This window comes from Pseudomonas sp. ATCC 13867 (genome assembly GCF_000349845.1).
In the GTDB taxonomy this organism is placed as follows: Bacteria; Pseudomonadota; Gammaproteobacteria; order Pseudomonadales; family Pseudomonadaceae; genus Pseudomonas.
The window spans coordinates 4479033-4499559 of the sequence record NC_020829.1 but is presented as its reverse complement, the minus strand read 5'-3'; the positions used below and the strand labels follow the sequence as shown (position 1 = coordinate 4499559).

At 66.0% G+C, this 20527-nt stretch carries 19 protein-coding genes; 11 read left to right on the top strand and 8 right to left on the bottom strand.

Annotated elements, in window-relative coordinates; all coding sequences use genetic code 11:
* Positions 1-63 precede the first annotated feature (63 nt).
* Positions 64-1002, top strand: coding sequence for an alpha/beta fold hydrolase (locus H681_RS20115; RefSeq protein WP_015478733.1), 939 nt, complete (start codon positions 64-66; stop codon positions 1000-1002).
* Positions 1003-1443: 441 nt separating this feature from the next.
* Here the strand turns inward: H681_RS20115 and H681_RS20110 are convergent, their stop codons facing one another.
* A complete protein-coding gene (locus H681_RS20110; protein WP_015478732.1) occupies positions 1444-2283 on the bottom strand; it encodes a metal-dependent hydrolase in 840 nt (279 codons plus the stop codon).
* A gap of 122 nt (positions 2284-2405) precedes the next feature.
* Here H681_RS20110 and H681_RS20105 point away from each other — a divergent pair, with 122 nt between their 5' ends.
* From H681_RS20105 to H681_RS20095, 3 genes are all read left to right on the top strand, one after another.
* A complete protein-coding gene (locus H681_RS20105) occupies positions 2406-3425 on the top strand; it encodes an AraC family transcriptional regulator (RefSeq protein WP_015478731.1) in 1020 nt (339 codons plus the stop codon).
* A 70-nt stretch (positions 3426-3495) separates the two neighbouring features.
* Positions 3496-4137 carry an MBL fold metallo-hydrolase gene (locus H681_RS20100; RefSeq protein WP_015478730.1) on the top strand — a complete coding sequence of 214 codons (642 nt, stop codon included), beginning with the start codon at positions 3496-3498 and terminating at the stop codon, positions 4135-4137.
* Between the two features lie 85 nt (positions 4138-4222).
* The gene (locus tag H681_RS20095; RefSeq protein WP_015478729.1) at positions 4223-4936 is read left to right on the top strand and encodes an OmpA family protein; all 714 of its coding nucleotides are present in this window, start codon (positions 4223-4225) and stop codon (positions 4934-4936) included.
* Between the two features lie 153 nt (positions 4937-5089).
* On the opposite strand, the gene H681_RS20090 is transcribed toward H681_RS20095, so the two are convergent.
* From H681_RS20090 to H681_RS20075, 4 genes are all read right to left on the bottom strand, one after another.
* Positions 5090-6001 carry an acyltransferase gene (locus tag H681_RS20090; protein WP_015478728.1) on the bottom strand — a complete coding sequence of 304 codons (912 nt, stop codon included), beginning with the start codon at positions 5999-6001 and terminating at the stop codon, positions 5090-5092.
* Positions 6002-6082: 81 nt separating this feature from the next.
* Positions 6083-8209 (bottom strand): phosphate acetyltransferase, encoded by a 2127-nt coding sequence (gene pta / locus H681_RS20085; protein WP_015478727.1) that lies wholly within the window; start codon positions 8207-8209, stop codon positions 6083-6085.
* A gap of 61 nt (positions 8210-8270) precedes the next feature.
* The gene (locus H681_RS20080) at positions 8271-9461 is read right to left on the bottom strand and encodes an acetate kinase (RefSeq protein WP_015478726.1); all 1191 of its coding nucleotides are present in this window, start codon (positions 9459-9461) and stop codon (positions 8271-8273) included.
* Positions 9462-9463: 2 nt separating this feature from the next.
* Positions 9464-9796, bottom strand: coding sequence for a DUF3565 domain-containing protein (locus tag H681_RS20075; RefSeq protein WP_167650137.1), 333 nt, complete (start codon positions 9794-9796; stop codon positions 9464-9466).
* Between H681_RS20075 and H681_RS20070 the strand changes: the two genes are divergently transcribed.
* The 6 genes from H681_RS20070 to H681_RS20045 all read left to right on the top strand — a co-directional run bounded on the left by H681_RS20070 (position 9765) and on the right by H681_RS20045 (position 14952).
* Positions 9765-10250 carry an FKBP-type peptidyl-prolyl cis-trans isomerase gene (locus H681_RS20070; RefSeq protein WP_015478724.1) on the top strand — a complete coding sequence of 162 codons (486 nt, stop codon included), beginning with the start codon at positions 9765-9767 and terminating at the stop codon, positions 10248-10250. The genes H681_RS20075 and H681_RS20070 overlap by 32 nt on opposite strands.
* A 215-nt stretch (positions 10251-10465) precedes the next feature.
* The gene (locus H681_RS20065) at positions 10466-10951 is read left to right on the top strand and encodes a glutathione peroxidase (RefSeq protein WP_015478723.1); all 486 of its coding nucleotides are present in this window, start codon (positions 10466-10468) and stop codon (positions 10949-10951) included.
* 114 nt (positions 10952-11065) lie between these two features.
* Positions 11066-11806 carry a nitroreductase family protein gene (locus H681_RS20060; protein ID WP_015478722.1) on the top strand — a complete coding sequence of 247 codons (741 nt, stop codon included), beginning with the start codon at positions 11066-11068 and terminating at the stop codon, positions 11804-11806.
* Positions 11807-11913: 107 nt separating this feature from the next.
* Positions 11914-12504 carry a TetR/AcrR family transcriptional regulator gene (locus tag H681_RS20055; protein ID WP_015478721.1) on the top strand — a complete coding sequence of 197 codons (591 nt, stop codon included), beginning with the start codon at positions 11914-11916 and terminating at the stop codon, positions 12502-12504.
* 71 nt (positions 12505-12575) lie between these two features.
* The gene (locus H681_RS20050) at positions 12576-13688 is read left to right on the top strand and encodes an NADH:flavin oxidoreductase (protein ID WP_015478720.1); all 1113 of its coding nucleotides are present in this window, start codon (positions 12576-12578) and stop codon (positions 13686-13688) included.
* A gap of 304 nt (positions 13689-13992) precedes the next feature.
* The gene (locus H681_RS20045) at positions 13993-14952 is read left to right on the top strand and encodes a DegV family protein (protein ID WP_015478719.1); all 960 of its coding nucleotides are present in this window, start codon (positions 13993-13995) and stop codon (positions 14950-14952) included.
* A gap of 3 nt (positions 14953-14955) precedes the next feature.
* On the opposite strand, the gene H681_RS20040 is transcribed toward H681_RS20045, so the two are convergent.
* The 3 genes from H681_RS20040 to H681_RS20030 all read right to left on the bottom strand — a co-directional run bounded on the left by H681_RS20040 (position 14956) and on the right by H681_RS20030 (position 19016).
* Positions 14956-16161, bottom strand: coding sequence for a glycosyltransferase family 4 protein (locus H681_RS20040; protein ID WP_015478718.1), 1206 nt, complete (start codon positions 16159-16161; stop codon positions 14956-14958).
* Between the two features lie 83 nt (positions 16162-16244).
* A complete protein-coding gene (cysZ, locus tag H681_RS20035; protein ID WP_015478717.1) occupies positions 16245-16985 on the bottom strand; it encodes a sulfate transporter CysZ in 741 nt (246 codons plus the stop codon).
* Positions 16986-17084: 99 nt separating this feature from the next.
* The gene (locus tag H681_RS20030) at positions 17085-19016 is read right to left on the bottom strand and encodes a sensor domain-containing diguanylate cyclase (protein WP_015478716.1); all 1932 of its coding nucleotides are present in this window, start codon (positions 19014-19016) and stop codon (positions 17085-17087) included.
* Between the two features lie 402 nt (positions 19017-19418).
* Here H681_RS20030 and trxB point away from each other — a divergent pair, with 402 nt between their 5' ends.
* Positions 19419-20366 (top strand): thioredoxin-disulfide reductase, encoded by a 948-nt coding sequence (trxB, locus tag H681_RS20025; protein WP_015478715.1) that lies wholly within the window; start codon positions 19419-19421, stop codon positions 20364-20366.
* The last annotated feature ends 161 nt before the right edge of the window (positions 20367-20527 follow it).

The following is a 20527-nucleotide window of genomic DNA, read 5'->3' as shown; positions in this document are numbered from 1 at the left end:
GGCGACGGCCGGGCTGTGGTGTGATCGGGGCTCGAGAACAACAAGCACGGGAGTCACTCGTCCATGTCCGCCACCCTGTCTCTGCAACCGCCACTGGCCGAGGGCCTGGCCCGCTACGGTTTCGGCGCCCTGCCGCTGGAGGCGCTGAAGGAACGCTACGCCGCGCCGGAAAGCGGTTCGCGCTTCATCAACGTCGACGGCTTCGACATCCATTACCGTGATGAAGGCTGCCGCGACAAGCCGGTGCTGGTGATGATCCACGGCGTGATGGCGTCGCTGCACACCTGGGACGGCTGGGTCGCCGAGCTCTCCGAGCACTTCCGCATCATCCGCCTCGACGTGCCGGGTTTCGGCCTCACAGGCGGCGGCCGCGATCGCGAATACAGCGGCGAGCGCCTGGTGAAGGTATTCGGCATGTTCCTCGACCGCCTGGACCTCAAGCACGTCTCCATCGCCGGTAATTCCCTGGGCGGCTACATCGCCTGGAACTACGCGCTGGCGCAGTCGCACCGGGTGGAGCGGCTGATCCTGATCGACCCCGCCGGCTACTACATGCAGAAGGTGCCGCTGATGATCGCCAGCGCCGTGCTGCCCGGTGCCGGCCTTCTGATGCCGATGTGGATGCCGCGCGCGCTGGTGGCCCAGGGCATCAAGGAAGTCTATGGCGATCCGCGCAAGATCAAGCCCGGCGTGATCGATCTCTACTACGACATCAGCCGCCGTCCGGGCAACCGCCGGGCGATGATCGATATCTTCCGCGTGCTGGTGAAGGCCAACCGCGAGGAACTGACCGGAACCGCGAACCGGGTGGCGGCAATCAAGGTGCCGACGATGCTGATGTGGGGCGAGCGCGACCGCTGGATTTCGCCGCGCCACGTACCGATGTGGCAGCGCGACGTACCGGGGATCGAAGTGAAGGTCTATCCGGGCGTGGGGCATATCCCGATGGAGGAGATTCCCCAGGAGTCGGCGGCGGATGCATTGCGCTTTTTGCATGCCTGAATGCTGAGCGACCGATGAAAAAGCTCGGCCACGCGCCGGGCTTTTTCGTGCCGCCCAACTGCCTTTCGCAGGAGCGGGCTTGCTCGCGAACCGCTCCGCCCCTGACAGTGCCGGCTGGGTATCGGTGAGGCAAAAGAGCTTCGCGAGCAAGCTCGCTCCTACAGGGTAACTCCGTCGCAAGACGTAGAAACGTTGGCGCGCCACAGCCGCGTGTCGATACACCCTACGTCGTCATTGCCGCCAGAGCTGGGCCTGGAGCGCCCAGGGATCAAGGCCAAATGGCGGATATCGTCGAACGTTCTCCGCCCCACGCCCAGCACCGTGCCGCTCTCGTGGGAGCGGACCTTGTCTGCGAATCGCGGACATGGCCCGCGCCCGCTGTGAGCACCCGGAACGACGCCGCCCCGACAAGGCGGGGCGGCGCGTACAGCAGCCAAAGGATCAGCCGGCATGCGCCAGCGGCTGTGGGTCGTACTCCCGGCGTACCTCGTGCAGCAGGTCGAGGTTGTTGTGCTGCCAGGGGTGGAAGTCGCTCTTGAAAAAGTCCAGGTACTCGCGCACCAGCGGGCGGAATACGCCGTGCTTGCCCCAGCTCCACTTCAGTCCGTCGCGCCAGACCCGCCAGTTCCACAGCAGGCCATCCTGGCGCAGCATGTGGGTGAGGCCTCGGAAGGTGTCGAGAACGAAGAAGAAGCTCGCCATCAGCATCGCCCGGCGCAGCAGCTTGCGGCTGCCGCAGACCTGGTTGTAGACGTCGAAGGCCACCGCCTTGTGCTCGGTCTCTTCCAGCGCGTGCCAACGCCACAGGCGCTGCATCACCGGGTCGGCGCCCTGCATGGTGCGCGGGTCGGTGAGCAGCCCGTTGGCCATGATCGCGGTGATGTGCTCCAGCGCGGCCGTGGCGGCCAACTGGCGCTTGGCGGGGAATTTCTTCTGGGTGTAGCGGATGCGCGCCTGGGCGCGCTTCTCGATGCGCGTGATGTCGTAGCCGAGGTCGCGCAGGCGCTGGCTGTACACCAGGTGCTCGCGGCTGTGGTGACCTTCCTGGCCGATGAAGCCACGGATCTGCTCCTTGAGCACCGGGTCGGTGATGTTCTCACGGAAGTGCCTCACCGAGTCGATGAAGAAGCGTTCGCCGTCGGGGAACAGCACCGACATCGCGTCGAACAGATGGGACTTGAAGGCGTCGCCGCCATGCCAATGGCGCGGCAGCGGATCGGGCAGATCAAAGTCCATGTGTCGGGGCTTGATTTCCAATCCCGCGGGGGTGGTGCTGGCCATGACGACTCCGTTGTTGTGGTTGTCCATGAGTCAGTACTGTGGCCTTGTGGGAAAAGCCTCACAAGGTTATTGTCTGCCAACTTTCCGGTCATATCCGGCCAGCGGTCAACACAAGAAAAACGATGAAACAACCGCTCAATTTCACCGCCGAACTGGTGCCCGTCGCCTATGCGCAGGCGCTGCTCGACCTTGCCGAGGAACTGGGCGTGCCCCGTGCGCGCCTGTTCGAACTGGCTCGAGTGCGCCCCGAGGTGTTGCAAAGCCCCAACGGCCGCCTGTCCTTCATCGACTTCAACCTGCTCGCCGGCACCGCGCTGACGCACTGCGGCGAACCGGCCTTCGGCCTGCTCCTGGGGCAGCGGCTGAATGTCTCCACCCACGGCATCCTCGGCTACGCGGTGCTCTCCAGCGCCAACCTCGAACGCGCCATCGGCTTCGCCCTGAAGTACTACCGCGTGCTCGGCCTGGCGTACGACCTGGAAATGGTGGAAGACGAGGGCGTCTCCGTCCTGCGGGCCAGCGAGTCGATCCCGCTCGGGCCGATGGGCCGCTTCGCCGCCGAAGGCCTGATGACCAGCCTGTACACCATCGCCCGCTTCCTCGTCGGCGAACCGCTGCAGGGCGTCAGCGTCGGCTTCGGCCATGCCGCGCCGGCCTATGCCGGGCGCTACGCCGAGGTGTTCGGCTGCGAGGTGTCGTTCGACCAGCCGTTCCACTTCATCGGCCTGCCCAGCGAATACCTGGCGCGCCCGATGGCGCTGGCCAACCCGGCCACAGTGCAGATGTGCGAACAGCAATGCGAGGCGCTGCTGGCCACGCTGGACGTGCAGGAAGGTCTGTTGACCCGCATCCGCCGCTTGTTGCTGGCGCGCCCCGGCGAGTTTCCCGACCTGGAAACCGTGGCCGGCGAGTTGCACACCAGCGGGCGCAGCCTGCGTCGACATCTTTCGAACCTGGGGACGACCTATCAGGAAGTGCTCGATGACGTACGCAAGCGCCTGGCCTTGCAGTACCTCACCACCACCCACCTGCCACTCTACGAAATCGCGCTGTTGCTGGGTTTCAACGACCCGTCGAACTTCCGCCGCGCCTTCCGCAAGTGGACCGGCAAGCTGCCCACCGACTACCGCCGCGACGGGTGATGCCCGGCTCGCCAGGTCGGGTGGAATCGGCGAAAATGCCGGTCCGCCCAAGCCATCGAGTGACCCCGTGATGAGTGAGCAACCCGCGCTGATCCGCGAAACCTTCCCCGTTGGGCCTTTGCAGTGCAACTGCACCATCATCGGCGACCCGCTGACGAAGAAGGCCATCGTCGTCGATCCGGGCGGCGACCACGAACTGATCCTGCAGCGCCTCGACGCGCTGGGGCTGAAGGTGGTCAGCATCATCCACACCCATGCGCACCTGGATCACTTCCTCGCCTCCGGGCAGATGAAGGAGAAGACCGGCGCGACCCTGCACCTGCACAAGGACGACCAGTTCCTCTGGGACAACCTGGAGATGCAGTGCCGCATGTTCGGCGTGCCCTACACGCCGGTGCCTTCGCCGGACCAGTGGCTGGCCGACGACGAGGCGCTGGCCTGCGGTTGCGGCGTGGCATTGCACACGCCGGGGCATACGCCGGGCTCCATGAGCTTCTGGTTCCCGCAGGACAAGCTGCTGATCGCCGGCGATACCCTGTTCCGCCGCAGCATCGGCCGCACCGACCTGTGGGGCGGCGACTACGCCACGATCGAGCGCTCGATCCGCGATCGCCTGTACTCGCTGGACGAAGAGGCGACCGTAGTCACCGGCCACGGTCCGGACACCAACCTGGGCGACGAGATGCGGGAAAACCCCTTCATCCGCGCTTAAGGTTGCTGCGGAATTATTTGCACGATCTACGCTCTAACCAGCCGCCCGCTAATGGGTGTTTCGCTATTTCAAGGAGTCATCCGACATGTTCACCGCACGTAGTCTGTCCATGGTTGCGGCTGCCACCGCCTTCGCCCTCATGGCCGGTTGCGCCTCCCAGAATCCCTATGACCCCAACACCCAGGCCCCGCCGGCCGAGGGCGGCATGAGCAAGACCGCCAAGTACGGTGCGTTGGGTGCGCTGGCCGGCGCCGTCGCCGGTGCCGCGATCAACCACGACAACCGTGGCAAGGGCGCGATGATCGGCGCCGCCGCCATCGGAGCCGCCGCCGCCGGCTACGGCTACTACGCCGACAAGCAGGAAGCCAAGCTGCGCCAGCAGATGCAGGGCACCGGCGTGCAGGTCGAGCGCCAAGGCGATGACATCAAGCTGATCATGCCGGGCAACATCACCTTCGCCACCGACTCGGCGAACATCGCGCCGTCCTTCTACAGCCCGCTGAACAACCTGGCCAACTCCTTCAAGGAGTTCAACCAGAACAGCATCGAGATCGTCGGCTACACCGACAGCACCGGCAGCCGCCAGCACAACATGGACCTGTCCCAGCGCCGTGCGCAGTCGGTCGCGAGCTACCTGACCTCCCAGGGCGTCGACGCTTCCCGCGTGAGCACCCGTGGCATGGGCCCGGACCAGCCGATCGCATCCAACGCCGACGCCAATGGCCGTGCGCAGAACCGCCGTGTGGAAGTGAACCTGAAGGCCCTGCCGGGCGCGCAGACCCAGCAGTACCAGCAGTAAGCGCCGCCCATGAAAAAACCCGCCGATTGGCGGGTTTTTTTGTTTCCGGGACCTCGCTGGGCGTGGGACCGAATCTGTAGGAGCGAGCTTGCTCGCGAACCGCATGGCAAAGCGGCTCAGGTTCGCGAGCAAGCTCGCTCCTACAAGGGAAGGTCAGGCCTTGGCGGCGGGGAACTCGTGGTGCAGCTGGGCCAGCAACTGGTCCTTGCGCTCCCACAGCTGGTTCACCCACAGCTGGAACTCGGCGCGGTAGCCCTCGTCCTGGTCGTAGCTCTTGCCGACGAACTGACGGGGGATTTCCATCTCTTCGAAACGCACCACCACCGAGCGCAGCTTGCCCGACAGCAGGCACCAGAAGGTCGGGCGGCCGTCGGGGTAGTGGATGGTGACGTTCACCAAGGTGCGCAGCTGCTCGCCCATGGCGTCGAGGACGAAGGCGATGCCGCCGGCCTTGGGCTTGAGCAGGTGCCGGAACTGGGAATTCTGCTCGTCATGCTTGGCCTGGGTGAAGCGGGTGCCTTCGAGGAAGTTGAAGATCGCCACCGGGATGCGGCTGAACTTGGCGCACGCCTTGCGGGTGGTTTCCAGGTCCTTGCCTTTCTTTTCCGGGTGTTTGGCGAGGTAGGCCTTGGTGTAGCGCTTCATGAAGGGGAAGTCGAGCGCCCACCAGCACAGACCGATCACCGGGACCCAGATCAGTTCCTGCTTGAGGAAGAAGCGCAGCAGCGGCACGCGACGGTTGAGTTGGTACTGCAGGACGAGGATGTCCACCCAACTCTGGTGGTTGCTGGTCACCAGGTACGAGTGGTCGTACTCCAGGCCCTGCAGGCCCTGCACGTTCCAGCCGGTGTCGCGGACCAGGTTCATCCAGCCCTTGTTGCAGGCGATCCAGCCTTCGGCGATCAGGCTCATGACTTTGCCGAGCAGCATCTGGGCCGCGTTGAAGGGCAGCAGTAGCTTGATGATCGACATGGAGAGCAGCGGAATGCACCAGCACAGCGTGCTCACCACCAGGATCAGGGTGGCGAGGATGCCGCGCAGGGTGTGCGGGAGGAAACTCAACATCGAGGAATGGTCCTTGTACGTAGGCGCCCGGTCGGCCGGGCGCGTGATGCGTTCGTGGGCACATCCCTCGTGCCGGGTTTATCAGCCGTCCTTGCCGTTGTCCGCCTGGATCGCCGTCAGGGCGATGGTGTAGACGATGTCGTCCACCAGCGCGCCGCGCGACAGGTCGTTCACCGGTTTGCGCAAACCCTGCAGCATCGGTCCGATGCTGACGCAGTCGGCACTGCGCTGGACGGCCTTGTAGGTGGTGTTCCCGGTGTTCAGGTCGGGGAACACGAACACGTTGGCGCGCCCGGCCACCGGGCTGTCGGGCGCCTTCTGGCGACCGACGCTGGCGATGGCGGCGGCATCATACTGCAAGGGGCCATCAATCAACAGATCGGGGCGTTTTTCCCGCGCGATGCGTGTTGCTTCGCGGACTTTCTCGACATCTGCGCCGGTTCCGGAGTCGCCGGTGGAGTAGCTGATCATCGCCACCCGCGGGGTGATGCCGAAGGCTTGCGCGGAATCGGCACTTTGCAGGGCGATCTCCGCCAGGTCACTGGCCGAAGGGTCGGGATTCACCGCGCAGTCGCCATAGACCACCACCTGGTCGGGCAGCAGCATGAAGAAGATCGAGGACACCAGATTGTAGCCGGGCGCGGTCTTGATCAGTTGCAGGGCCGGGCGGATGGTGTTGGCGGTGGTGTGGATGGCGCCGGAAACCAGGCCGTCCACTTCGTTCAGGGCGAGCATGACGGTGCCCAGCACCACGTTGTCTTCCAACTGCTGCTCGGCCATCGGCGCGTTCAGGCTCTTGCCCTTGCGCAGTTCGACCATCGGCTCGACGTAGCGGCTGCGCACCAGGTCCGGGTCGACGATCTCCAGGTCCTCGGGCAGCACGATGCCGAGCATCTGCGCCACGGCCTGCACGTCGTCGGGCTTGGCCAGCAGCACGCAGCGGGCGATTCCGCGCGCATGGCAGATCGAGGCCGCCTGCACGGTGCGCGGCTCGCTGCCCTCGGGCAGGACGATGCGCTTGCCCGCGCGGTTGGCGCGCTGGGTCAACTGGTAGCGGAACACCGGCGGCGACAGGCGCAGCTCGTGGGGCGCACCGCAGCGGTCCTTGAGCCATTCGAAGTCGATGTGCTCGGCGACGAACTCGGTGACGCGCTCGGCGCGCTCGCGGTCGTCCACCGGGATTTCCTTGTTCATCCGGGTGAGGTCGCCGGCGGTGTCGAAGGAGCCGGTCCTCACCGTCAGCACCGGCAGGCCGCTGTGCAGGGCGCTGCGGCACAGCTCCATGATCCGCGCATCCGGTGTCAGGCCGGAACAGAGCAGCAGGCCGGCCAGCGGCACGCCGTTCATGGCGGCGAGGCAGGCGGCGAGGATGATGTCGTCGCGGTCGCCCGGCACCACCACCAGCACGCCGGGCTTGAGCAGGTGCACGGTGTTCGGCGCCGAGGGCGCGCAGAGGATGATCTTCTGTACGCGACGTTGTTCGTAGTCGCCGGCGTTGAGCACGCTGGCGTCCAGCAGGTCGGCCACGTCGCGGGTGCGCGGGGCGTTCATTTCGTCCTGCCACGGGATGCAGCCGAGCAGGCGCACGTCGCCATCGCGCAGCAGCGGGGAGTGTTCCTTCAGGCGCTCGCCGAACAGCCGCGCGGCTTCCTCGGCGGCACGCGGCATGTCGTCGCTCTCGCCGCCGCGCACCTTGTTCACGATCAGGCCGGCCAGGTGCGGGTCGCGCGGGCCGCCGAACAGTTGGGCGAGGATCTCGATGCGGTCGGACAGCTCGCTCACCGTCTCGTTGTCCGGCGCAGAGACCAGGATCACCTCGGCATCCACGCTGCGCGCCATATGGCTGTTGATGCGCGCGGCATAGCTGGCGTGCTTGGTCGGCACCATGCCCTCGACGATCATCACGTCCTTGTCTAGCGCCGCTTTGTTGTACATCCCGACGATCTCTTCCAGCAGTTCGTCGAGCAGGCCGTCGCCGAGCATGCGCTCGACCTTGGCCAGGGACAGCGGGGTAGGGGCATTGAGGCCGTGGGTGCGCGCGACCAGTTCGCTGGAGCGCTCCGGGCCGTCGTCGCCGGCATGGGGCTGGGCAATGGGCTTGAAGAAGCCGACTTTCAGGCCGGCGCGTTGCAGGGCGCGGATCAGGCCCAGGCTGGTGGACGTCAGGCCGACGCCGAAACCGGTCGGCGCGAGGAAGAAGGTGTGCATCCGGGCTCCTTAAGCCGTGCGGGAGTGGGAGTTGCCCTTGTGGGGCACAACCGGTGAATCTTCAGTCGAGTACGGCCAGGGTGTCGAGTGCGATCTGCTTTTCCTCGTTGGTGGGGATCACCAGCACGCGGGGATGGCCCGGCAGGTGGATCGGCCCGCCGACGCCGCGCACGCAGCGGGCGTTGGCTTCGCCGTCGAGCTCCAGGTTGAGCACATGCAGGTGCTTGACCGTCAGGTTGCGCACCAGCGCCGAGTTCTCGCCGATGCCGCCGGTGAAGATGATGCCGTCCAGCCGCGGCAGCGCACAGGTCAGCGAGGCCAGGGACTTGGCCAATCGGTAACAGAATACTTCGATGGCCAGCGCCGCATTGGCGTGGCCCTGCTCGCGGGCATGCTCCAGGGTGCGCATGTCGTTGGACAGTCCCGACAGGCCGAGCAGGCCGCTGTCATGGTTGAGCATGTGGTCGATCTTCTCCAGGCTCCAGCCCAGGGTGCGCGCCAGGTGGCTGTGCAGGTTCGGGTCGACGTCGCCGGAGCGGGTGCCCATCATCAGCCCTTCCAGCGGGGTCAGGCCCATGCTGGTGTCGCGGCTCTGGCCGTTGGCGATGGCGCAGGTGGAGCTGCCGTTGCCCAGGTGCGCGGACAGCCAGTAGCTGTCGCCCACTGCCAGCCCGCTCATCTCGGCCGCCTTGTGGCTGACATAGCGATGGCTGGTGCCGTGGAAACCGTAGCGGCGCACATGCTGCTCGCGGTACAGCGGCTCGGGGATGGCGTAGCGGTAGGCGCGCTCGGGCAGGCTCTGGTGGAAGGCGGTGTCGAACACGGCGATGTGCGGCAGGTCCGGGTAGAGCGCCAGGGCGGCGTCGATGCCCACCAGGTTCGCCGGATTATGCAGCGGGGCCAGGGGCGAGGTCTCGCGGATCGCGCTGAGCACTTCGTCGGTCAGGCGCGAGGCCTGGGTGAAGCGTTCGCCGCCGTGCACCACGCGGTGGCCGATGGCGTGCAGCTCGCCCTGGGCGGCTTCGTTCACCAGCGGCAGCAGGCGGGCGAGGGCGGCCTTGTGGTCGGCGCCGGGCAGCTCCAGGGTCTGCGGCTGCTCGTCCGTCTCGCCCTGCCAGCGCAGGCTGGCGCCGTTGGCGCCGAGGCGCTCCGCCAGGCCGTGGAGAATGAAATCGTCGCGCCCCTCTCGAACCAGGGCGAACTTGATCGACGAACTGCCGCAGTTGATCACCAGGATATTGCGTGCCGGCATGCCTACTCCTTGTTGCTGTCGGATTCCTTGGCGCACCAGCCACAGGGGAACCAGCGGCCGATCTGCGCCTTGCGCTGTTGCGCGTCCAGCACCCAGGGCCTGGATTGCCACGGTGGCTGGTGGCGCAGGTGCTGGGTGTGGCCGCAGGACAAGACTGCCACCCAGTGGCCGTCTCCGTCCTGATGAAAGTCAAGCAGGCGCGGCGGGGCCGCGTCATCCCGTCCGTCCGTCTTCGGGTCGCATTCGGGGACGTCGCCGCGTAAACTTACGCGCTCAACTTCTATATCAGATAGGTTTCGAACCATGCAGATCGCGGCCAACAAGGCGGTTTCCATCGACTATACCCTGACCAACGACGCAGGTGAGGTCATCGACAGCTCCGCTGGCGGCGCTCCGCTGGTCTACCTGCACGGTGCCCACAACATCATCGGCGGCCTGGAAAAGGCCCTGGAAGGCAAGCAGGTCGGTGACGAGCTGGACGTGACCGTCGAGCCGGCCGACGCCTACGGCGAGTACAGCGCCGAGCTGGTCGCCACCCTGACCCGTGAAATGTTCGAAGGCGTGGACGAGCTGGAAGTCGGCATGCAGTTCCACGCTTCCGCTCCGGACGGCGGCATGCAGATCGTCACCATCCGCGATATCGAGGGCGATGACGTGATCGTCGACGGCAACCACCCGCTGGCCGGCCAGCGCCTGAACTTCAAGGTGAAGGTGGTCAACGTGCGCGACGCTTCCGCCGAAGAAGTCGCCCACGGCCACATCCACGGCGAAGGTGGTCACCACCACTGATCGCATTCGCCGGTCGGGTACGACCGGTGGAGCCATCATTGAGCTGCTACGCTCAATCGTGAAAGGCGCCTTAGGGCGCCTTTCTCATGCAGTCCGCTTCAACAGCAAAGAATGCCAGGGCATTTTTCCCGTATCGACTGGGATTGTGCAGAGCGACGGACGCGCTGTCCGCCCCTGCGCGGGCACGTTGTGCCTACTTCTTCAAGGAGCAAGCAATGAGCGCTTTTCACGATCTGACGCTGGAAGGTCTCGACGGCCAGGATCTGCCGCTGTCCCCGCTCAAGGGCAAGGTCGTGCTAGTGGTCAACGTCGCCTCGAAGTGCGGCCTGACCCCGCAGTACGCCGGTCTGGAGAAGCTCTACCAGCAATACAAGGACCAGGGTTTCGTGGTCCTCGGCCTGCCGTGCAACCAGTTCGCCGGGCAGGAGCCGGGTAGCGAAGCCGAGATCCAGTCGTTCTGTTCGCTGAACTACGGGGTCAGTTTCCCGATGTCCTCCAAGCTGGACGTCAACGGTTCGGAACGCCATCCGCTGTACCGGCTGCTGGCCGGCGAGGGCGCCGAGTTCCCCGGCGACATCACCTGGAATTTCGAAAAATTCCTGCTCGGCCCGGACGGCCGCGTGCTGGTGCGCTTCAGTCCGCGCACCGCGCCGGATGATCCTGCACTGGTTCAGGCCATCGAGAAGGCGCTGGGCGCCTGACTCGCTGCGGCGGGAGAGGGCGCTTGCGCCAATCCCGCCGGCATTTCTCCCTCTCGACTTGTTCCGTGCCGTGCGTGACGGCTTAATTGGGGCGACCTGCCCGAGGAGCCAGTCATGAGCCGTTTTGCCGCCGAGTCGTCCTGCCTGCCTGCCACGCCCGATGCGCTGCGCGTGTTGATCGAACAGCGCCGCGCGGTGCGACGCTTCCTTGACGAACCCGTGCCGGATGCCGTGCTGCGCGACTGCCTGGAACAGGCGGTGCTCGCGCCCAATGCCTGCAACCTGCAGCCGTGGAGCTTCCAGGTGATCCGCGATCCGGCGCTGCGCCGGAAACTGGTGCCGGTCTGCCTGGGGCAGAATGCGGCGCGCACGGCGCCGGTGCTGATCGCCGTGCTGGCGCGGCCGGATACCTGGCGTGAGTCCTGCGCCGCGATCCTCGAGCAATGGCCGGAGCCGCAGGTGCCGGAGAAAGTGCGGGAGTTCTATCGACGTACCGCACCCTTCCAGTACAACCAGGGTGTGCTTGGCTGGCGCGGGCTGTTCAAGCGCGTGCTGTTCTCGGTGCTCGGCCTGCGCCGTGCGCTGATGCGCCAGCCCAACAGCCACGCCGAGATGCGCCTGTGGGCGGTGAAATCCACCGCGCTGGCGGCGCAGAACCTGATGCTCGCCCTGCAGAGCCACGGCTATGCGACCTGCCCGATGGAGGGCTTCGACGACGTGCGGCTGCGCAAGGTGCTGTCGATGCCCCGCCGCGCGGTGCCGATCATGCTGCTGGCGGTGGGCCGCGCTGCCGACAACGGTGTCTACAACTCGCGCCTGCGCTTCCCGTTGGAGCAGCGCGTCAGCTGGCACTGATCGCGACGAGGCGGAACCTCCGCTAACGCAGCGGTGGTTTGGGAGGATGATCACCACGATCAATGATGCTGGGAAAAACGAGACGACCGGTCATATTCTCGTGCCCCATGAACAGCATCCGACTCGACAAGCGTGACCTGATCCTCGCCAAGGGCTCCCTGGCGATGACCCGTTGCGGCTACCACGGCACCGGCGTGCAGGACATCGTCCAGGCCGCCGGCATCCCCAAGGGCTCCTTCTACCACTACTTCGAGAGCAAGGAGGACTTCGCCCTGCAGGCCCTGGAGCATCTGTACGCACCGCGCCTGGCCCGCTACGCCGAGGCGCTGGGCAACCCGGCACTGGGCCCGCGTGCGCGCATCCTCACCTATTACCGCGAACTGCTGGCGCACTTCGCCCGCCAGGAGAAGCTCGAATACCACTGCTTCATCGGCAGCCTGAGCTTCGAGATGGCCGAGCTGTCGCCGGCCATCGCCGAACGGGTCGACGGCATCCTCCAGCAGTCCATCGACACCCTGCGCGGTTGCCTCGACGAGGCCCGGCACGCCGGGGAGCTGCCGGCAGCGGAGAACGTCGAGCACCTGGCCGAGTTCATCGGCAACGCCTGGCAGGGCGTGCTGGCGCGGATGAAAGTCAGTGCCTCGCTCAAACCGGTGGAGCGCTTTATCGAACGCCTGGAGCACCTGCTTCAGGCCTGATCTGCCTGAGTCATCATTTTCTTTTCCAAAAAAGCGAGACGACCGGTCGCCTGGTCGTCATGGAGACCTCAATGACCGCATCCGTAGACACCCTGTTCTCGCCCTTCCGCCTGGGCGGCCTGGAACTGCCCACGCGCATCGTGATGGCGCCGATGACCCGCAACTTCAGCCCGGGCGGCGTGCCTCACGCGCAGGTGGTCGAGTACTACCGACGCCGTGCCGCCGCCGGCGTCGGCCTGATCGTCACCGAGGGCACCACGGTCAACCACAAGGCCGCCAACGGTTACCCGAACGTGCCGCGGTTCTACGGTGAAGACGCCCTGGCCGGCTGGAAGCAGGTGGTCGATGCGGTGCACGCCGAAGGCGGCAAGATCGTCCCGCAACTCTGGCACGTCGGCGCCGTGCGCCGCCTGGGCACCGAGCCGGACGCCAGCGTCCCCGGCTATGGCCCCAGCGGCAAGGTCAAGGACGGCACCGTGCTGGTCCATGAAATGACCAGGGAAGATATCCAGGAAGTCATCGCCGCCTTCGCCCAGGCCGCCCGCGACGCCAAGGCCATCGGCATGGACGGCGTGGAAATCCACGGCGCCCACGGCTACCTGATCGACCAGTTCTTCTGGGACGGCAGCAACAAGCGTACCGACGAATACGGTGGCAGCCTGGCCAACCGTTCGCGCTTCGCCATCGAGCTGATCCAGGCCGTGCGCGCGGCTGTCGGCCCCGACTACCCGATCATCTTCCGCTTCTCCCAGTGGAAGCAGCAGGACTACAGCGCCCGCCTGGTGCAGACTGCCGAGGAACTGGAAGCCTTCCTCAAGCCGCTGTCGGATGCCGGGGTGGACATCTTCCACTGCTCCACCCGCCGCTTCTGGATTCCCGAGTTCGAAGGCTCCGACCTCAACCTGGCCGGCTGGACCCGCCAGCTCACCGGCAAGCCGACCATCACCGTCGGTAACGTCGGCCTGGATGGCAGCGAGTTCCTCGCCTTCTTCGGCAACACCGAGGAAGTCGCGCAGCCGTCGGGTATCGACGGGCTGCTGGAGCGCCTGAACAAGGAAGAGTTCGACCTGGTGGCCGTCGGTCGCGCCCTGCTGGTCGACCCGGACTGGGCAGTGAAAGTGCGTGACGGCCGCCTGGAGGACATCAAGCCCTTCAGCCGCGATGCGCTGATGTCGCTGGCCTGATTCGCGAATGTGAAAAGCCCCTGGCGCCGACGGTGCCAGGGGTTTTTGGCTTTTCGTAGGAGCGAGCTTGCTCGCGAACCAACCTCCGCTGCGGGGCATGTTCGCGAGCAAGCTCGCTCCTACAAGGTGCGCGCCGTTTATGGCGCGGTATTGATGATCTGAATGATCTGAAAACCCCGTCCTAGGCGTTTACAAAACTTTTCCGAGACCCACCTTTCCGCATGCTGACTTCATGGTCCGAAACGGGCATTGTATGACCGCGTTCACACAACAATAGGCCGGGATACGGCCATAGGAGTAAGACATGCGGATCGGCTTGGTGGTCGATGCAACCTGTGACCTGCCCCCCGAGTTTCTCGCCGCCCACAACATTCGTGTCCTGCCCATCGGTATTCGCCTGGGGGAGCGGCGCATCGTCGATGATCGCGATCCCGACACCACCTTGCGGTTCTATTCGCAGGACCTGCCCAAGGTCGGCCCCGAGGACGGCAGCGAACCGCTGACGCCGGCGCAGACCCACGACTGGTTCCTGGAGCAACTGGTCACCGATTTCGATTATGTCATCTGCCTGACCGTCACCCGCCAGCGCAGCCCGATCTTCGAGCACGCCACCCAGGCCTCCTTCAGCCTGCTGCAGAGCTACAAGGAGCGCCGCGCTGCCGCCGGCATCGCCGGGCCCTTTGCGCTGCGGGTGATCGACAGCCATACGGTGTTCGCCGGCCTTGCCGTGCTGGCCGCCGAGGGCGCGCGCCTGCTCGGCGAGGACCAGCACCCCAATGCCGTGCGCACGCGCCTGGAGCAGCTCAGCCAGCAGATGAACACCTTCCTGGTTGCCAGCGACCTGGGACATATCCACCGCCGCGGCTTCCAGAAGGGTGACCGCAGCAGCATCGGCGACCGCCTGCGTGGCGCTTTCCTCGGTATCGGCTCGATGCTCGATATGAAGCCAGTGCTGAGCCTGGTGCAGGGCGAGGACAAGCCGGTGTCGGTGTCGCCCAACTACGAGAAGTCCGCCGAGCGCCTGCTCAACTTCGCCCGTGCGCGGGTCGAGGCGGGTGAGCTGCTGGCGCCGCAGATGTGCCTCAGCTATGCCGGCGACCCTTCCGCGCTGCGCGACCTGCCCGGTTTCGCTGCGCTGGAAGCGGCCTGCCAGGCCAAGGGCGTGCAGGTGCACCTGGCGATGCTCAGCCCCACCGGTGGCATCAACCTGGGCGCCGGCGCCATGAGCCTGTCGTTCGCGGCGGAGCCCAAGCCCTTCGCCTGAGCCTCACTTGTGCACGGAGGAGCCTCCCACCGGCCCCAGGCCGGTGGCGGTCTTCCCGTGCAGCGCCAGGCGGCAGGCTTCCTGCAGGTAGCTTTCGAAGCGCTCCACCACCGTATCCCAGGCCTGATGGCTGGCGTGATGACGGGCGTTCAGCCGCACTCGGCGCAGACGCTCCGGGTCTTCCAGCAGCCAACTGGCCGCCTCGAAGAAGCCTTCGGTGTCGCCCGGCGTCGCCAGGGTGCCGTTGTGCCCGTGACGGATGTGCTGGCCCGCCGCCGCCTGGTCGAACGCCACCACGGCCAACCCTGAGGCCAGGGCTTCCAGTACCACGTTGCCGAAGGTTTCCGACAGGCTGGGGAACAGGAACAGGTCGCCGCTGGCGTAGTGCCGGGCCAGTTCCTCGCCGCGCTGCAGGCCGCAGAACACGGCTTCGGGCAGTTCCTTCTGCAGGTGCGTGCGCTGCGGGCCGTCGCCGACTATCACCAGGCGCAGCTTGAGCTGCGGGTGCGCCGCGCACAGGGCGCGGAAGCTGCTGCCCAGCAGCGACAGGTTCTTCTCCGCCGCCAGCCGACCAACGTGCAGCACGGCGATGTCGCGTTCGCCCAGGCCCCATTCACGGCGCAGCGTCTCGTCGCGCCGGGCGGGGTTGAACAGTTGGCTGTCGACGCCGCGCGAAAGCTGCGCCAGGCGTTCGAAACCGCGTCGCTGCAACTCCAAGGACTGGCTGACGCTGGGCACCAGGGTCTGCTGGGTACGGTTGTGGAACCAGCGCAGGTACAGCGTCACCAGGCGCATCAGCGGGCCGAAACCATAGTGCGCGCTGTACTGCTGGAAATTGGTGTGGAAGCCGCTGATCACCGGGATCCGCAGGCGCCGCGCGGCGCGCAGCGCGGCGAGGCCCAGCGGGCCTTCGGTGGCGATGTAGAGCACGTCGGGACGCACGCCCTTCCAGTGGCGCAGCAGCTTGTGCAGGCAGGACTGGCCCCATTGCAGGCCGGGGTAACCGGGCAGCGGCCAGCCACGTGTGAGCACCAGCTCGGCGTCGCTGTGGCGGCCGCCGTCGCCCTGCTGCCGCGGCCGTACCACCTGGATCTGGTGTCCGAGGCGCAACAGCCCCGAAGCCAGCCGGCCCAGGGTGTTGGCGACGCCGTTGATTTCCGGCGGAAAGGTTTCGCTGATCAGCGCGATGCGCAGGGGAGTCGTGGTCATGCTCGCAGTGTCCCGGCGCCCGGTGGCGCGCCGATGACAGAGCGATGATCGATAGGTGACAGCGGCTCGGGCGGCGTCGGTGATTACTTCACCAGCGCCTGGTCGCCGCCTTCACGTACCCAGAACAGCACCGCGCCGGCCACGGCGGCGGGCATGGCGACCAGGTTGACCAGCGGGATCAGCAGCACCAGGTAAGTGATGCCGCCGAAGCCCATACAGGCCCAGCGCTTGCTGCGCAGCCAGGCGAGCATTTCGTTCCAGCCCAGCTTGTGGTTGTCCGCCGGGTAGTCGATGTACTGCACGGCCATCATCCACACGCCGAACAGCAGCCAGAGCGGCGCGGCGATCAGGTTCAGGCCGGGGATCAGGCTGAGGATGAACAGCGCGATGGCGCGCGGCAGGAAGTAGCCGAGCTTGCGCAGTTCGCGGCCGATGGTGCGCGGCACCATCGCCATCAGTTCGGCCCAGCTGAAGGCCGGGAAATCGTCGGTGCCGCGCACCACCACTTCGACCTTTTCCGCGAGGAAGCCGTTGAAGGGTGCGGCGATCAGGTTGGCGATCAGGGTGAAGGTGAAGAATACGATCAGCAGCACCAGCGTGACGAACAGCGGCCAGAGGATGAACTGCAGGAAGCTCAGCCACTCCGGCAGGCTCGGCATCAGCCAGTCGACCCAGTGGCTGAACTGGTTGATGGCAAAACCGATCAGGCCGATGAACAGGATGAGGTTGATGCTCAGCGGCAGCAGGACGAACAGCCGCAGACCGGGGCGCATCATCAGTTTCAGGCCTTCGCCGAGGTATTGCGGGCCGCTCAGGGTAGACATGGGACTCTCCAGGAAACTCTCCAAGGGTAAAGCGCTTGCGACCTTAGCAGACCCGGCGAAGGGCCGGCGAGCCGTCTGTTTTGCCGGGTGTGTGGCAGTTCAGGCGCGGCTGTAGCGTTGGCAGCGGTTGCGCTCCTGCTTGGCCTGGTACATGGCGCTGTCGGCGGCGCGGGTGAGGCTTTCGGGATCGCTCGCGTCCTGTGGATAAAACGCGATACCGATGCTCGGCGTGACGAAGTCGATGGTCTGGCCGCCTAGCTCGTAGGGACTGCCCAGCACCCGCAGCAGGCGCATGCCCAGGCTTTCGGCCTGCGGCGGTTCGGCGTTTTCCAGCAGCACGGCGAACTCATCGCCACCCAGGCGGAAAGCCTGGTCCGGTTGCCGCAGGCTATTGTGCAGGCGCTCCCCGACGGCGGCCAGCAGGGCATCGCCGGCGGCGTGGCCGAAGTTGTCGTTGACCTGTTTGAACCGATCCAGGTCGATGTACAGCAGCGCAACGCGCTCGCAGCGGGTGATCGAGGCGGGCAACTGCTCGTCGAAGGCCTTGCGGTTGCCCAGGCCGGTCACGGCGTCGCGGAAGGCCAGGTCGATCAGTTGGTTCTGGTAGGCAACGTGCTGGCTGATGTCGCGCAGGATGCCGCGGAAGCCGCGGAACAGGCCTTGGTGGTCGAGGATCGCCGAGCAGCGCGTCTCGCAGTTGAGCAGCCGGCCGTCGCGGCAGCGGAAGGGGGCGGAGAAGGTGGTTTCGCGCTGTTCGTCGCGTACCTGGACGTAGAGTTCCTGGGCGCGGCGGGCGTCCTCGTCAAGCAGCAGCACGCTGTAGTGGCGGCCGGCGACCTCCTGTGTCGAATAGCCCAGCATCCGGCACAGCGCGGCGTTGACGGTGAGCAGGATGCCGTTGTCGTCCATCTCGAAGTAGCCGTCGCGGATCGCGTCGAGGATCGCCCGGTCCCGCGCCTCGCTCTGTTCCAGGCGGTCGAGCATGTGGTTCATCTCGCCGGCGAGATGGCCGAGTTCGTCGTTGCCCAGGTTGCCGAGACGTTGCTGGTGGTCCTCCGGGCCGATGTTCGAGACCTCGCGGTTGAGCGTACGCACGCGACGGATGATCCAGAACTCCAGCGCCAGGTAGGCCAGCAGCATGGCGGTGGCCAGCAGGGCCAGGGCCTGGTAGAGGAACAGGCGGATGGACTGTCGGCCCTGCTGGTAGAGCGGGCGCGGGCTGACCACGTCGAGCCGCATCTGCGGCTGGCCCTGGGAGCTCAGGTACAGCAGCGACATCTGCTGGGCGTTCTTGCCGAGCAACTGGCGGGGGCTGAGCAGGGTGGTACCGCGATTGCTGGGAATGTTCAGCGGTCGCCAACTGCTGTCGGGGCTGGAGTCGTTGGCCAGGTGCAGGCGCGCGCCCATCTGGTTCTCCAGGGCGGCCATCCGTTCCTTGTCGAACAGCACGCCGGCGATCAGCGCGCCGGCGGGTTCGGCGTGGCCGGCGGTATCGCTGATCGGGTAGCTCAGCAGCAGTTGCGGCACACCGTCGATCTGCACCAGTTGGTCGATGCTGTGCCGCGTATTGCCCTGGATGTCGAGGGCGCCGAGCGCGAGGGCGGTTTTCAGGATGTCGCGCCGCAGGGTTTCCGGGCTGGGCATGGAGGCGCCGGGGAAGCGGCCGGGCAGGTCGTCGAGCTTCCATTGCTGGCCGACGACCCGGCCCTGGCGGTCGACGTACAGCACGTAGTCGAAGCTGAGGAAGCCGAGCATGTCGACTTCGAGGTTCTCCTCGACGAACTTCGGATCGGGTTTCTGCATGAAGGCATAGCTGCTGTCCCACTGGGCGTAGCTGCGCACGATGTCGAGGAAGCGTTTCTTCTCGAAGCCGATGCGCTTGTGGACGATGCGCACCTCGTCGGCCAGGCGCTGGCGGTCGCCGCGGTCGAAACGGTCGAGCAGGATCATGTCGGACAGCATCCAGACCCCGGCCAGGCTGGCGGCGAACAGGGGCAGGAACAGCAGGAGCAGGCGGGCGCGAAGATTCATGCGGGGACTGAAGGGACCTTGAGCGTTGGCTTGAGTCTAGTCAGCCCGAAGGGAGATGCGTGGTGCATAGACAAGGGCTATTGGGTGAATTGGGAAAGGGCATTTCTGTAGGCATGAGTCTGAGCTGTAAGCTCCGCCCCAAGTCGAATTGCGCAGGATCAATGGAAAATCAGGATACGCCTGACTTATCTCAACGGCACTGGGAAACTCCGCGGGACAATGGATTCCGTGGTTCAGACCACGCCGCATCGTCCACGGTCTCCAGGCCATGCGGTCCTGCGCAAGAAACCTTTCAGAGGAGCTGCCGTTCCTCCCAACCTTCCCCCTGGTACTTTGGCAGCTCCCTTTTCTTTTGCCTGACTTTCCTTGTCTGACTCTCTTTAGCTGAAAAAGGAGGCTGCGATGTCCGAGAATCGCCACGCGCGGGTCATCATCCTGGGTTCCGGTCCGGCCGGATACAGCGCCGCGGTCTACGCCGCTCGCGCCAACCTCAAGCCGCTGCTGATCACCGGCCTGCAGGCCGGCGGCCAGTTGACCACCACCACCGAAGTCGACAACTGGCCCGGCGATCCCCACGGGCTCACCGGACCCGCGCTGATGCAGCGCATGCAGGAACACGCCGAGCGCTTCGAGACGGAGATCGTCTTCGATCACATTCACGGCGTCGACCTGGCGGGCAAGCCCTTCGTGCTCAAGGGCGACAGCGGCACCTACACGGCGGATGCGCTGATCATCGCCACCGGCGCCAGCGCGCGATACCTGGGGCTGCCCTCGGAAGAGTCGTTCATGGGCAAGGGCGTGTCCGCCTGCGCGACCTGCGACGGCTTCTTCTACCGCAACCGCGAGGTGGCGGTGGTCGGGGGCGGCAATACCGCCGTGGAAGAGGCGCTGTACCTGGCCAACATCGCCAGCAAGGTGACCCTGGTGCACCGCCGCGACAGTTTCCGCGCCGAGAAGATCCTGCAGGACAAGCTGCGTGCCCGAGTGGCCGAGGGCAAGATCGAGCTGCGCGTGAATGCGCAGGTCGACGAGGTGCTGGGCGACGACATGGGGGTTACCGGCGTGCGCCTGCGCCACAACGATGGCGGGACGTCGGAGCTACCGGTGGATGGCCTGTTCGTCGCCATCGGCCATACGCCCAACACCTCGCTGTTCGAAGGCCAGTTGGCATTGAAGGACGGCTACCTGGTGGTCAACGGCGGCCGCGAAGGTAACGCCACCGCCACCAACATTCCCGGTGTGTTCGCTGCCGGCGACGTGGCCGACCACGTCTACCGCCAGGCGATCACCTCCGCCGGCGCCGGCTGCATGGCCGCGCTGGACGTCGAGCGTTACCTGGATTCCCTGTAACGGCCCGAAGAGCCGGCGTGCAGGAAGAGGCCCCGCTTGCGGGGCCTTTTTCTTTTCTGCTCGGCGAGGCGGGATGTTCTTGGCAGGCCGTATAACGCATCAGCGTTATCCACCGCTGTGATCGGCGTACGGGCAACCTGTAGGAGCGAGCTTGCTCGCGA